This is a genomic window from Clostridium sp. LS3 (assembly GCF_055330225.1).
The window spans coordinates 2,534,712-2,549,291 of record NZ_CM143921.1; the positions used below are offsets into that span (position 1 = coordinate 2,534,712).

Consider the following 14,580-nt stretch of genomic DNA (forward strand, 5'->3'; position numbering starts at 1 on the left):
TTCTACTCTATAGTACTAACTTTAATAACTTATATTATATAAATAATTTATCTACAAATTTTAAAAATATAATTTCCTATAGAGTAAAAAAATACCTTCTTACCAATATTTAAATTGATAAGAAAGTATTCATATATCATAAAACTTTACTTAAAAATACGCACATCATACTTTAGTAAACTACATGTACTTACCTAAAGCCTTAATATTCTTCTATTCTTCCCATCCTTCAGGGAATTCTGCATTATGATAAACATCTGTAACATCATCGTCATCATCAAGAAGGTTTAACATCTTTTGGAACTTCTTAGCATCATCTTCATTTATAGCAGTATATGTATCTGGTATCATTTTAACTTCTGCTTCTAAGAATTCTAATCCTTCTGCTTCTAATGCTTCCATCACTGTACTAAAATCTTCTGGTGTAGTAGTAACGATAAACACTTCCTCTTCTGCTGCGAAATCTTCTGCACCAGCATCTAAAGCTAACATCATTACCTCATCTTCATCTTTATCTTCTCTTTCAATAACAATTTCACCTTTTTCTTGGAACATAAAGCTAACACATCCTGTTGCTCCCATGTTACCACCACCTTTTGTAAAGGCACTTCTTACATTTCCTGCTGATCTATTTTTATTATCTGTTAAAGTTTCAACTATTACAGCTACTCCTGATGGACCATAACCTTCATAAACTATTTTTTCATAATTTACTGATGCAAGTTCTCCTGAAGCTTTTTTTATAGATCTTGTTATTGTATCATTAGGCATGTTTGCTGCCTTTGCTTTTGCAATTACATCTCTTAATTTTGGGTTAGTGTCGGGCACAGGACCACCATTTTTAACTGCAATAACTATTTCTTTACCTAACTTTGTAAAGACCTTTCCTCTTTTAGCATCTGCTTTTCCTTTTTTGTTTTGTATATTATGCCATTTTGAATGTCCTGACATTTTTATTCCTCCCAACATCTATCGAAAAATTTTTGTAAACATATTGGAATTATAACACAATTATATTATCATGACAAATATTCATTGTTAATAAAACTAGTCTTCAAATAGAGAACTGGCTCTTATATAAAAGAATTTAAATTATTTTATATAATCTATTTTCTTCCTTAAAATAAATTCCTTCATCTCTTTTATTTACTGATATCTTACCATTAGTTAACTCAATCATTTCATTTTCTATATTTTTAGATGATTCTACTTCAGCTAATATATGAACTACAACTTTATCTGTATATTCAGTATCCTCTATATACCAATTATTTTCATTACATATATATTGAACCTTTCCTAACATATCGTAGTCCATATTAAACAATAATCTTATTCCTTGTACTTTTTCTACTACTCCACCTGCTTTAAGCGCAATAGAAGCACCTTTTGTATATGCTCTTGTAAGTCCACCTGCCCCTAATAAAATGCCACCGTAATATCTTGTTACTACAATTGCACAGTCTGTTACATTACTTTTTTTCATTACTTCTAATATTGGTATTCCAGCTGTTCCTTGTGGCTCTCCATCATCACTATATCTCTGAATCCCCATATTTTCCCCTATAACATATGCCCAACAATTATGAGTAGCCTGCTTGTGTTTATTCTTAATTTCTGCTATAAAAGCTTTTGCTTCTTCTTCACTTTCACATCTCTTTGCATAACCTATAAACTCTGACTTTTTTTCTATAAATTCATCTTCTCCAAAATCTCTTATAGTAATGTAACTCATTTAAGCTCCTCCTTTATTATTTTTATCCCTTTTACTATTTTTTCTTTGCTTACTTGTGAGAAACTAATTCTAAAAAAATAATCTCCCCTATTTGAATCTTTGAAAAATATTACTCCTGGTGTAATATAAACATTCTTTTTCTTTAGCTTATAAAAAAGCTCCTTTGATGTTAAATTTTTATCTTTCAACTTTATATAAAAATAAAGTCCCCCTTTAGGATCCATATATGTTACTTTATCTAATAATTCATTTTCAATTATATTTTTCATAATTTCATATTTTGACTTATATTCTTTACATTGATAAGCTATGTGCTCTTTCCAATACCCTTCTCTTATATATAGCTCTAATGCTCTTTGCATAAGACTAGATGTTGCAATATCTGTATTAATCTTAGATGTTTGCATACTTTCTGTAAATGAATCTGGTATAACCATGTATCCAAGCCTTATCCCAGGTAAAAATATTTTTGAGAAGCTCTTTATATAAACTACTCTTTCATATTTATCTAATTTTTTCAAAGGTTCATGAATTATATTATTATCATATATAAGTTCTGATAAGTAATCATCTTCTATAATATAAAAGTCATATTTTTTAGCTAATTCTAGTAATCTTAACTTTTTTTCAAGACTATAGCTTATACCTGTAGGATTATGAAAATAACTCATTGTATAAAAACAACTAATTTTATTTTTCTTTAATATCTCTTCAAATGCTACTAAGTCTATTCCATCTTCTTTTATTTCTACTTCAAATATATTAGCTCTTCTCCATTTAAATACAGAAATAGCTCCGCCATAAGTTGGTCTTTCTACTATAACATTATCATTTATATTAACTATTGCTTTAGAGGCTATATCTATTCCTTGTTGTGCACCAGAAACAATTAATATATTATTTAAATCTAACTCACTATTCCAAAATGACTTATTTATAGTTCTTCTGAGCTTTTCATAGCCAAGTGGTTCTTTCATTATTAAGGCATTAGCTCCGTCTCTATCTAATACTTCATTTATTACATTTTTAAACTCTTTTATAGGAAAATAAACTTCTGTATTTGTTTCTCCAGAAAAGTCTATAATATTTTCTAAATCATTAGGTAATAAGCTTTTAAATATCCTAGAATATTCTCTACTAAACATTGATATTATTTCTTTTCTTTTAGCATATGTCCCCGAACCAACCTTTTGATATGCATATCCATCTCCTTTTAACTTTTTATATGCATTTACTATGGTTACATTGTTCACCCGTAAATTATTAGCCAAGTCTCTTATAGTAGGTAATTTTTCTCCATCATTTATATCTTTGTTATCTATTAACTTTTTTATATAATTAGCTATTTGTATATATTTAGGAATATCCTCTTCAAACGATATATTAAAAATGTCTTTCATATTTCCCCCAAAGCTTTATTTAATCTTTATAGCTATAAACATTTTCCATTGCTAGTAAACTCCCATAAGAATCTCTAAACTCTCTTTTACTCTTAATTACCATACTATTTTTACATAGTACTTTTAAAATATCTTCTGCTTTAACATCAAAATTCACAAAATACTTATCATTCTTAATCTCATAAGCACTTAAAGGATGATCTTTCTCTCTTAAAAATTCTAGTATTTCTTTTGAAGCTTTTTCTATATTGTAATCTAGATACGTTTCTATATAGGTTAGTACACTTTTTATATTCTCATCATTCATTTCCATATAAAATAAATTTCTAACTTTTTCATTTAACTCATCATTTAAGTTACATGCCATATTTAATGAATCTTTGCTAACAGAATATCCGTTAATACTTAAGTAAAGCTTTGAAAAATTGTCTAAAGCCCTTATAAGAAGTTCATATGACGTATAGCTTCCTCCTGTACTTAAATACTTCTTACATACTCCTATTTCCTTTAAAAGATTGCCTAAATAAACTAAATTCCATCTTCCTTTATCCGAATCTATAGTATATAAAGCTTTTTGGTATAATTCAGATATTTCATGATCTATTGAATATATAAGTTTTGATGATAATAATGAATTTCTTACTACACCTCTTTTTCCTGATTCATAATAGTCTTTTTTAAAAGCTTCTTTACTTAGAAATTTTATATGTATGGGTATTCCCATAATTTCTGAATATACATCTCTAACTTCTTGAAAATTATCCTTGTATATTGCAAATAAATCTATATCTGATTCTTCCCATAGGTCACCAGTAACCATGCTACCAAATACAAATATAGCTAAAATATTTTTATTTTTTATAAGAATTTCTGTAATTTCTTTATAAGCATTTTGGTAATCTATTATTGCTTTTGCCACACCTTATCCCCCTATTTATATATTATTGTATTATTACAATTAATTATATAAAAAAACTGTAATAAAGTCTAATCTTTATCACAGTCTTCATCTTTTTCATTATTAGTATAGTATTTATCATATTCATCTAAATCATCAAAACATGACTTATAGTTGCTAGGTAATCCTCCACATCTTTCTATATCATCTTCAACTACTCTTCTATATATAGCATTTCTTTTCTTTAAAGTATCTAACATGCAATAAGTTTCCTTTATTATTTCATAAGTTAAGTCTACTGATAATTTCATCTGTCTTTTTTTTGCATAAGCGTTAGACTGTAAATTTTGAGCTGCTATAGATATACCTTGTGCTGATAAGGATAAAAAATATACTTCATCTAATAAAGGTCTAACTTTTCTATCATAAAAAAACCTTTCTTCTTCTCCACCTATGAGTAGTGATGCTACATTTGTTTGAATATTATTTACTGCAGCTGATAATGCTGTTATCCTTGCTACTCTCTCATCTAAAGGATTAATTTGTTCATCATTTGGTGTTTGTGGAGTGGCATTTACATTGTTCGGTGTATTATTTGCATTATTTTCCGCATTTGCTACTTCGCTAGTCTGAATAACTACATCTTTCTCATTATTTGAAGAATCTATAGAAATTTCATCTAATATGCCCTTCACTTAATCATCTCCATAACTTGCTTGTTACAGTATATTCTTAAGAAAGTACCTTTATTATAAAAGCATTTGATTTATTGTAAACTTCATCATCTACCTCAACTATCATAAAGGTTCCATTATCCTTATAATCTTCTTCTAAAACTCTTCCATTTCTATGAAGATATGAATTTATATCACTTCTATCGTAAGGAATTAGATATTCACATTTTTTCATTTTATATGGTAAATTTTCTTCTATTAAATCTAAAAGATTATCTAACCCTATCCCTTCTTTAGCAGATATTTCTATTATTTTATAGTTAGATAAAGACTCTTTAACCTGCTCTATTTGTTCTTCTGAAGCCTTATCTATTTTGTTTAAAACAATAATAGTTTCTTTTTCTTTTGCTCCAAGCTCTTCTAGTACTTCTTCTACAGCTTTTATTTGTTCAATTGCATAATCTGAAGCTGTATCTACAACATGACATAATAAATCAGAATAAATAACTTCTTCTAAAGTTGATTTAAAAGCCTCAACTAAATCATGCGGAAGTTTTCTTACAAAACCTACTGTATCTGTTATAGTAACTATGCCCTTGTTTTTTAATACTATAGATCTTGTAGTTATGTCTAATGTTGCAAACAACATATCTGCTTCAAAAACTTTTTCTTTCCCTTGAATTTCTTTTTGAGCAGCTACATCACAAAGCTTATTTCTAAGAGTTGATTTTCCCGCATTTGTATATCCAACTAAAGAAACCTTTGGAATACTTTCTTTATTTCTTTTTTCCCTTTGAACTTCTCTTATCTTCTTTATTTTTTTAAGCTCATCATTTAAATCATATATTGTTTCTTTTATATGTCTTCTATCTGTTTCTAATTTCTTTTCTCCTGGTCCTCTTGTACCTATTCCACCACCTGTTCTTGATAAAACAGTTCCAAGACCTTGTAATCTACCTAATCTGTACTTTAATTGTGCAAGCTCAACTTGAATTTTAGACTCTTTGCTTCTTGCCCTTCTTGCAAATATTTCTAGTATCAAAGTTGTTCTATCTATTACTTTCGCTCCTATTGCAGATTCTAGATTTCTAACTTGAGACCCTGAAAGCTCATCATCAAAAATTATAAGATTTGCACGCTTACTTTGCCTTAAGCTTGCTATTTCTAAAACTTTTCCTTTACCTATATAAAAAGCTGGATCAATTTTACTCCTACTTTGATACATCATATCTAATACAGGTATATCACAGGCTTTTGTAAGTTCTCTAAGTTCCTCTAAGCTTTCCTTAGTGTCTGATCCCACTAAGATAGCTTTTTCACCTTCATCCTCTGCTATTTCTTTTTCTTTTATAATACTTTCTATATGTTGGATTTTATCTAATATATGAATTGAAAGTACTTGGTCTACTGAAAGATTTAATTTTTCTTCATAATCTAATAAATCATTAGTTATTGTAATCATTCCTAATGAACAGTCTATTATATTGCCCTCATGGACTCCTATTGCCATTATTGCATCTAGCTTTAACTTTAAAAGAGCTGATAAATCAAGGGCTGATAAATTTGAAAAACCATTAGGATGAGTATGTATAATTCTAACTCCAGATAATCTTTTTTCTCTTATATCTATCATAGCAACTTCTACTGAAGTTGAATCACCAATAGCAATGGAAACAACCTTTCCTCTTCTATCTACTGCAACGCTAATTTCTCTTTCTAAAATAGATGTCAATCTTGATATTATCTCTATTATTTCCCTGCTACAAACTTCATCTTTTAAAACCTTTACTTTATAAAGTCTTTCAAGTTCATCTAAATAAGACTTTTTAATACCATCTATATTTCCAAATATCATTAAATACCACCTCATCTTATACTATTAACAACTTTCATATAATTTTATACCATTAGTAGTTTCTTGTAAACCTAATTAAATAATACTAAAATTGAAGGCAAAGCATATATTAACTACTCTACAAAAAACCTTAAATATAAGATATAGCTCTTAGTAATTATTACTAAGAGCTATATCTTATATTATTTGATTCCATTTCTTTTCCATAATAGGTGGAACATAGTTTTCCATTTTTTCTATTAATATTGATGGATCTTTAGATATTGATAGAAGCTTCATATTTGACTCCTTCATAAAGCCTTCTTGACAGGCACTTTCAAGTGCTTTTAAAATATTATCAAAGAAATTTGATATATTTAATATTCCAATAGGTTTCTTATGAATCCCAATTTGAGCCCAGCTAAGCACCTCAAATAACTCCTCAAAAGTTCCTAATCCTCCTGGAAGAGCTATAAATCCATCAGAAAGTTCAAACATAGTATGTTTTCTTTCATGCATATCCTTGACTTCAATGAGTTTTGTTAAACCTCTATGAACTATTTCTCCTGAAAAGAGGCCTTTTGGCATAACTCCTATTACCTTTCCATTATTTTTTAAAACCTCATTTGCTACTTCTCCCATAAGACCTATTTGAGAACCACCATAAACTAATTCAATATTATTTTTAGCTAATTCTTTACCAAGTAATTTAGCTACCTCTTTATATTCTGGTTTCACTCCTAAATTAGATCCTGAATATACACATAATCTTTTCATTAATATTACCTCCATTTATCTTTTTGTTATATTTCTATAAAACAGTTCATAAAGCTGCTATTTAATAATTCTAGCTATTAGTTAGCCTGAATTATATAAACACCTAAAACTAATACCATAACTCCTATTATTCTTATTGGAGTTATTAAGTGAATTTCATTGCCTAATATTCCAAAATGGTCAAAAATAACTGCCAGAACTATTTGTCCACATATAACGATACTTAACATATTAGCAAATCCAATTTTAGGAGGAACTAATATAGTCATAAGTATATAAAATGCTCCAAGTAATCCTCCCATAAGCATCCACCATTTTATGTTTTTAATATTGTTAATGTTAATACATGTAGTAGAACCATTTAATAATGAAAATATAAAAACTACTAAAAGCCCTAGAGCTCCTACACTAAAACTAATAAGAGCTGAAAGTATGGGATTTTCTAATTTTAAACGGAGCCCTCCATTTATCCCTACTTGCAACGTTAAAGCAAATCCTGCTATTAATGATAGTAAATAATATGTAAATATCACACTGCCTCCTCCAATTCTTTTATTTATTGACTACGCTTCTTGAAGTAATTATAATTAATGCAATAACATAAGTAAAATTAATATCTAATATAGGAGGTATATTAAAATTTTATATGTATATTAATCTTGAGCTTTATAGAACATTTTATATAACTGCAAAATTAGGAAGTATATCTAAAGCAGCTAAGGAACTTTTCACTTCACAGCCAGCTGTTAGTCATTCAATAAAATTATTAGAAAAAAAACTAGATGGACAGTTATTTTATAGAACTCCAAAGGGTGTTTCACTTACTTTAGAAGGTAAAATATTATTTGAATATATCGAACAAGGTTATGGTATTATTCAAAATGGTGAGAGAAAATTTCATGAACTTAAAAATCTTAATTTTGGAGAAGTAAGAATAGCTGCTTGTGATGCGGTATGCAAACACCTTCTTCTTAAATATTTAGAAAAATATAATAAGTTGTTCCCAAATATAAAAATTAAAGTTACCAATGAATCTTCCTATAGAATTCTTGAATTATTAGAATGTGGGAAAATAGACTTAGGAATATTAAATATGGATGTTAATAAAAAGGACTCTCTTAATATTATTAAAACAATAGATTTACAAGATTGTTTTGTGGTAAATGAAAAGTACAAATATCTTTCAGAAAAAACTATATCTTTATCAGAAATAGTTAATAATACTCCTATTCTTTTATTAGAAAAGGGAGGCAACTCTAGGGATTTTTTAGATAAATATTTTAACTCTAATGGACTATCTGTATCTCCTGAAATAGAATTGGGTACAGTAGAACTTCTAGTTGAATTTGCACAAGTAGGCCTAGGTGCTGCTTGTGTAGTTAAAAATTATATTGAAAAAGAATTAAAAGAAAAGAAACTATATGAAATTAAACTTCAGGAACCCATCCCCAAAAGAGTCATAGGCTTCGCAACTAAAAAAGGTGTTTCTATGTCTACAGCTACAGAAAAATTTGTTGAACTTCTTGAAATTTAAAATAAGGCTGTGTTAGATGAAAATGTTGGTATGAGAGTCACTTCATCACTAATTCACTACGTTAAGATTTTCTATTATATCAACAAAAGTGTCTAACAGAGTCTAAAATATAAATTAAAAGCTTAAAAACACCTAATATATTAGATATTTTTAAGCTTTTATAAGAAATATTTTATATTTCTCTATTCATTTATATTAAATATAGAATCATCACTATTAAATGTATTTACATTATACATAAATAATATATCTGTAATATTTTTTGTATTAATAAAATCTTGCAAAGAATCTGTATAATATCTAAGGTCTATAACGTCAATTTCACCATAATTTTCTGTTAAAAATGGAATCATACTATTTGCATATGAATCCTTTACTATAAGTAATTTTTTATCTAGATTATTTGCTGTTTTAATATTAATTAATGGATGATTTCCTCCTGTAAAAACTTGATATTTATCTTTTTTATTTAAACTTTCGCTGTCAAATAGGCTTGGCACTTTTTTTTGTTCAGAAACATAATTAACAACTATATTATCTTCTTTTGGAACATAAACTTTTACTTTATCAGCATTACTTCCATATACTCCAACTTTTGAAGATAAACTACCATAAAAAGCTTCTGACACAACTAACTCATCAAAGTCACTTTTTTCTTTTGCTTCTATTCCATTTGCTTCACAAAAGCTCTTATATCCAATATAAGCTCCATCAGAAGTCCAATGATGATCTGTCTTATAATATATATATTCATTACTATTCTCATTAAGATTTTTATATGGATTTATAAATTTTATAGAATTATCTAACCCCTCTCCTACTTTATTAATATAATCTAATTCATTATCTATTGGAGCATATTTAGGAAGATTATCTTTTAATACACTAGTAGCTGTTGGTATAAGCATAAATTCTATATTAGTATTTGGATTCATTTCTTTAAAATCATTCATTACTTGAATCTTATCATTTATTTTTTCATCTGATTCAATTTTAAAGTCTTCAAATAGTTGTCCATCTTTACCTATATATACATCGTTAATCTTGTTATTTCCTCCTAGCTGTTGTATTTTTGTTTTTAATGATATAAACTCTTTTCTTCCAAAAAATTGATCAGAAATATAGCTATCGAAATCACTAGTATAACTTCCTAAAAAGAACTCTTTTAATGAGAAAGATGGTTTTGCATTTAAATTTCTATTTTCCACTTCTGAATAAATGTCATCTTTTTTTAAATAGTTTATTAGGATACATATAGTAAGGAATCCTACAAACATTATTGATATAATTATACGATAAGTCTTATCAAACTTTTTAACTCTTTTTTCTGCAATTAAAGACCCATCAATTTTTCTTTTGTCTCTCACACACTCACCAGCTTTCTCGTTTAAAACCTAAAGTATAAAAATGGATTATAACTTTGACTTATCAAATATGCAGTACTTATTATCAAAATTATCAACTCTATAAACACAAATAAAAATATATCTCTTTCTCTTAATCGTTTTTTAATATCTTTAATGGTTTTATTAATCATATCAGTAGATAGTATTATTGCTATAATAAGTATTATTAAGTTTGTTGAAATTAGATATAATGAGAAATTATTACATAACTTATTGCCATTTAACCCCAAAATCACTTTTATATATTCAATTGCATCATTTAAGCTACTTAAATCAAAAAATATCCATCCTATAGCCACTAAAGTCATTGTATAAATATGAGCAATAATATTTGGAACATTTTTCAAAATTGACTTTAAAAATATTTTTTCTGAATATATTATTAATCCAAAATATAATCCCCAAATTATAAAGTTCCAGCTTGCTCCATGCCATAATCCTGTTGTGAACCAAACAATCATTAAATTTCTAAATTGAATTACATTCCCTCTTCTATTTCCCCCTAAGGGAATATATATGTATTCCTTAAACCAAGATCCAAGAGAAATATGCCACCTTCTCCAAAATTCTGTTATACTCTTTGACATATATGGATAATTAAAATTCTCTAAAAATTCAAATCCAAGCATCTTCCCTAACCCTATTGCCATATCAGAGTATCCACTAAAATCATAATATATCTGTAAAGTAAATGAAATTATCCCTATCCATCCAGTAAGAACAGTAAGAGAATCTATAGGTATAATTTTTACTTGTTGCCATATAGCGCCTAGATTGTTTGCTATTAAAACTTTTTTTCCGAGTCCAAGTATAAACCTCTCTACACCTTGTCCAAATTTATCAATAGATAATTCCTTTTTTTTAAGCTGACTTTCAATATCACTGTATTTAACTATTGGTCCTGCTACTAACTGTGGAAACATTGAAATATATGCGCCAAAGTCTATTATATTTTTTTGAGCTTTAACCTTATCCATATAAACATCTACAATATAAGATATTAGCTGAAAAGTATAAAATGATATTCCTAAAGGCAATGGAAGTTCTCTTATTTCTAAATTTGATCCAAAAACCCAATTAATATTAGATATTAAAAAACCATAATACTTGAAGAACAAAAGTACACTTATATCAATTAATACTACTGTAAAAAATATAAATTTTCTTTTACTCTTATCTTTAGCATTATTTTTTATTAACAAACCTGCTAAATAATTTATTAATATTGAAAATATCATTAAAACTATATAAATTGGCTCTCCCCATGCATAGAAAACTATGCTTGAAATAAATAATACTAAGTTTTTAAACCTATTAGGCACCAAATAATATATAATTAATACACTTGGTAAAAACATAAATATAAATATTAAGCTACTAAATACCAAAATTTATCACTCCAATTACGTCAAAATCACTTAAAGTTACTGTCTATAGCCTTTTTTATCTGAGATGAATCTTTAGAAATTATAAATATTATGTTATTACCTTCCACTTCTAATATTGCATTTTCTATTAAATTATACTCTTCAGGTCTATAATTTTTAAAACTTTCACCTTGCTTTTTTATTCTTTCCTCAATACCACTTTTAATTGTAGGTATATCTTTTTCATCTTTTACCTTTAAAACCAAGATTTCATTTGCATTCATATTACTTTTAGGCACAAATGACACAAAATCCTCAACTTGGTTTTTATTTATATAATATAATTTTCTTAATGATTTAATATCGCCTTCCTCCATAGTTTCATTATTTTTAAAACTTTCCAAGGAATTTCTAACTCCATTCATATCCAAATCCCTAACTCTTAACATTGGATAAGCTGAAATAAAAATTACAATTACTACTACTAGTTCAATAATATAATACTTAAAATATCTGTCTTTCTTCATAATTTCATCTATTAACCTGCCTCAATAATATCTTTTAAGTATGTAAGCCATATATTATAAAAATCATATTTAAAATGAATTCCATCTTGTTCATGTAACATATCTTTTCCATCTATAAAGCTAGAAATATCTACATACTTAACTTTTGTTTCTTCACATGCCATTTTTGTCATTTCTCTAAAACTATTTATATTTTCATTAGTTAATCTACTATTTATGTTTTGTGCCTTTGCCATAACAGATGTAGGTGACGTCACATATATATTAGATCGTGGTAGTCTTCTCTTTAATTCGTTAATTAAATCCACATATTTTTCTTTAAAATATTCTGGAGTTCGTGTTTCACTTGAATCATCAAACTCAATAACATCATTCATTCCATATAACAAAACAATATTTTTAGGATTCATTTGTTTAACTTTATCTAACTGGTTCATGGCCTTTACTACAGTATCACCTTTTTCTGATACAACATTATATTCATCTATAATTTCCAATTCCGCTAACCCTTCAGTAATGGAATCTCCTAAAAACACAGTATTTCCATAGAAGTTAAAAAAATTAACTTCTTCATCTTTTTCAGGATTTAGTTGCTTTTCAAAATTTACTCTTTCCTTTTCTAAAGTATCTTCTATTTTACTTAAATCTCTATTTTCTATTTCTGTTAGAACTTTTTTTGCTTCTTCTATATTATTGTCTTTTTTTATCATAAAATCTCCAGAAAAAATACCTCCTATTGTTGAAAATGTTACTGCTGTACTTACAATAAATAATATTAGTCTTTTCATATTTAATCCCACCAATTATGCCTTAATTATTACTCAATATTAATTATAGTTTTTATATTCTAAAAAAAGTTACAAAATTATTACACTAAGAATACATAATTATTAATTTTTAGTCATGATTCTAACAAATATTCTCAAATATTTTCAAATAAAAAAGTGGACATATGTAAAAATTCTTATACTATAGTATTTAAAAAATAAGTTGCAAGAATTATAAAAAATATGTAATATTAATAATAACGTTAAAATTTATTGTAAATACGGCTTTAAGCTTTTAAAAATATTCATTTTTAGGAGGATTATACTAATGGATGACAAGAAAAGAAACATACTTTTTACAGAAGATCAAATTAAAACTAGAATAACAGAACTTGGAAAAGTAATTACTGAGGAATATAAAGATAAAAACCTTTATGTACTTCCACTTCTAAGAGGAAGCTTTGTATTTGGGGCAGATATATTTAGAGCTATTGATTGCAAAGCCAACGTTGGTTTTATGACTACTTCAAGCTACGGACATGGAGAAGAAAGTACTGGTGAAGTTAAGGTTGTAAATGATATCCCAGATAATATAGAAGGATGGGATGTATTAATAGTTGACGACATAATAGATACTGGATATACAATGGAATTTGTTATAAATTATGTAAAGAAACGTGGAGCTAAATCAGTAAAAACTTGTGTATTATTAGATAAGCCTTCTAGAAGAAAAGTTGATTTAAAGCCAGATTACTGTTGCTTTGAAATAGAAGATTTATTTGTAGTTGGATACGGTCTTGACTATGAAAGTTTCTATAGAAATGTACCTTACGTATTTAATTGGGAAGAAAAATAATTATAAACCCACAAATACATAACGGATACTTTAGAAATTAATTAAGATTTAATAATTGCAAAAATATTTAAAATTAAAAACTCCCATAAGGGAGTTTTCTCTTAATTTTCCACTATTCATTATGCTTTTTTAGTTACGGTCTATTTAATTCAATTGCTGTATTAGGAATCTTTCCTACAATTATAGTTTCTGATATTGGTATTTGACATGCTATTTCTACATCTTTACTGTTTAGCGGTATAACTACTTTCATCCTCATATTTACATTTAAATATATTTTATGCCTTGTTTGGTTTATTCCTGCACTTTCAAATACTGATTCATAACTACTAGTTATATTTCCTATTTGATTCATTTTTATATTTATTTTCGGGCCTAAATTATGAATTACTAAATTTTCACTCATGTATCCTAATGGAACATCTAGCCCTACTTCTTGTAATTCTTCTATTTTATCATTTGACGCTAAAACTAATTTAGATGATAAGTAATTTAATTTTACTGTGTCTGCTCTTAACATAGTTATATTACCATCATTATCTTTTTCAATAATTATCATATCAGAATAATCAAATTCATTAGAATAAATATCTAAAGCTGTTTCATGAATTATATCTGTAGCTTCTCTTTTCAACTTCTCTTCTGCTATCTTCATAACTGCTGGTAAAATACTTTTATTAAAAAAATACAATATAGAATTAAATAAGATGCAAAAGGCAATAATAACCATTATAAGTTTAGGATGTTTAATTTGAAATCGCATTTTGGGTTTTTTTGTATAATACTTCATAAGCACCTTCTAGAG

At 27.0% G+C, this 14,580-nt stretch carries 15 protein-coding genes; 2 read left to right on the top strand and 13 right to left on the bottom strand.

Going from position 1 to position 14,580, the window contains the following annotated elements; genetic code table 11:
• Positions 1–213: 213 nt before the first annotated feature.
• The 8 genes from ACZJV1_RS11895 to ACZJV1_RS11930 all read right to left on the bottom strand — a co-directional run bounded on the left by ACZJV1_RS11895 (position 214) and on the right by ACZJV1_RS11930 (position 7,851).
• Positions 214–951, bottom strand: a complete 738-nt coding sequence (locus ACZJV1_RS11895; RefSeq protein WP_411168117.1) for a YebC/PmpR family DNA-binding transcriptional regulator — start codon at positions 949–951, stop codon at positions 214–216.
• Positions 952–1,087: 136 nt separating this feature from the next.
• On the bottom strand, positions 1,088–1,735 hold the full coding sequence (locus ACZJV1_RS11900; RefSeq protein WP_463650257.1) for a YigZ family protein: 648 nt from the start codon (positions 1,733–1,735) through the stop codon (positions 1,088–1,090).
• Positions 1,732–3,135 carry a MocR-like pyridoxine biosynthesis transcription factor PdxR gene (gene pdxR, locus ACZJV1_RS11905; RefSeq protein ID WP_460287561.1) on the bottom strand — a complete coding sequence of 468 codons (1,404 nt, stop codon included), beginning with the start codon at positions 3,133–3,135 and terminating at the stop codon, positions 1,732–1,734. The genes ACZJV1_RS11900 and pdxR overlap by 4 nt, the downstream gene beginning before the upstream one ends.
• Before the next feature lie 19 nt (positions 3,136–3,154).
• On the bottom strand, positions 3,155–4,054 hold the full coding sequence (locus tag ACZJV1_RS11910; protein WP_463650258.1) for a nucleotidyltransferase domain-containing protein: 900 nt from the start codon (positions 4,052–4,054) through the stop codon (positions 3,155–3,157).
• A gap of 68 nt (positions 4,055–4,122) precedes the next feature.
• On the bottom strand, positions 4,123–4,728 hold the full coding sequence (locus ACZJV1_RS11915; protein ID WP_463650259.1) for a hypothetical protein: 606 nt from the start codon (positions 4,726–4,728) through the stop codon (positions 4,123–4,125).
• 37 nt (positions 4,729–4,765) lie between these two features.
• Positions 4,766–6,562, bottom strand: coding sequence for a GTPase HflX (hflX, locus tag ACZJV1_RS11920; RefSeq protein ID WP_463650260.1), 1,797 nt, complete (start codon positions 6,560–6,562; stop codon positions 4,766–4,768).
• A 177-nt stretch (positions 6,563–6,739) separates the two neighbouring features.
• Positions 6,740–7,318, bottom strand: a complete 579-nt coding sequence (locus tag ACZJV1_RS11925; RefSeq protein ID WP_463650261.1) for an LOG family protein — start codon at positions 7,316–7,318, stop codon at positions 6,740–6,742.
• Between the two features lie 77 nt (positions 7,319–7,395).
• On the bottom strand, positions 7,396–7,851 hold the full coding sequence (locus ACZJV1_RS11930) for a DMT family transporter (protein WP_463650262.1): 456 nt from the start codon (positions 7,849–7,851) through the stop codon (positions 7,396–7,398).
• A 113-nt stretch (positions 7,852–7,964) separates the two neighbouring features.
• On the opposite strand from ACZJV1_RS11930, the gene ACZJV1_RS11935 reads away from it, so the two are divergent.
• A complete protein-coding gene (locus ACZJV1_RS11935; protein ID WP_463650263.1) occupies positions 7,965–8,852 on the top strand; it encodes a LysR family transcriptional regulator in 888 nt (295 codons plus the stop codon).
• A gap of 182 nt (positions 8,853–9,034) precedes the next feature.
• Here ACZJV1_RS11935 and ACZJV1_RS11940 read toward each other — a convergent pair whose 3' ends face one another.
• The 4 genes from ACZJV1_RS11940 to ACZJV1_RS11955 are packed head-to-tail and all read right to left on the bottom strand — an operon-like array spanning position 9,035 to position 12,940.
• Complete coding sequence (locus ACZJV1_RS11940) at positions 9,035–10,219, bottom strand: DHHW family protein (RefSeq protein ID WP_463650264.1); 1,185 nt, start codon at positions 10,217–10,219, stop codon at positions 9,035–9,037.
• A gap of 20 nt (positions 10,220–10,239) precedes the next feature.
• Entirely contained in the window at positions 10,240–11,646 is a 1,407-nt protein-coding gene (locus ACZJV1_RS11945; protein ID WP_463650265.1) for an MBOAT family O-acyltransferase, read from the bottom strand.
• A 26-nt stretch (positions 11,647–11,672) separates the two neighbouring features.
• Positions 11,673–12,152: a DUF4358 domain-containing protein gene (locus ACZJV1_RS11950; protein ID WP_463650266.1), complete on the bottom strand. Its 480-nt coding sequence runs from the start codon at positions 12,150–12,152 to the stop codon at positions 11,673–11,675.
• A gap of 11 nt (positions 12,153–12,163) precedes the next feature.
• The gene (locus tag ACZJV1_RS11955) at positions 12,164–12,940 is read right to left on the bottom strand and encodes a GDSL-type esterase/lipase family protein (protein WP_463650267.1); all 777 of its coding nucleotides are present in this window, start codon (positions 12,938–12,940) and stop codon (positions 12,164–12,166) included.
• A gap of 307 nt (positions 12,941–13,247) precedes the next feature.
• Between ACZJV1_RS11955 and hpt the strand changes: the two genes are divergently transcribed.
• Positions 13,248–13,775 (top strand): hypoxanthine phosphoribosyltransferase, encoded by a 528-nt coding sequence (gene hpt / locus ACZJV1_RS11960; protein WP_463650268.1) that lies wholly within the window; start codon positions 13,248–13,250, stop codon positions 13,773–13,775.
• Between the two features lie 133 nt (positions 13,776–13,908).
• Here the strand turns inward: hpt and yunB are convergent, their stop codons facing one another.
• Positions 13,909–14,565 carry a sporulation protein YunB gene (gene yunB / locus ACZJV1_RS11965; RefSeq protein WP_411168131.1) on the bottom strand — a complete coding sequence of 219 codons (657 nt, stop codon included), beginning with the start codon at positions 14,563–14,565 and terminating at the stop codon, positions 13,909–13,911.
• Positions 14,566–14,580: the final 15 nt, after the last annotated feature.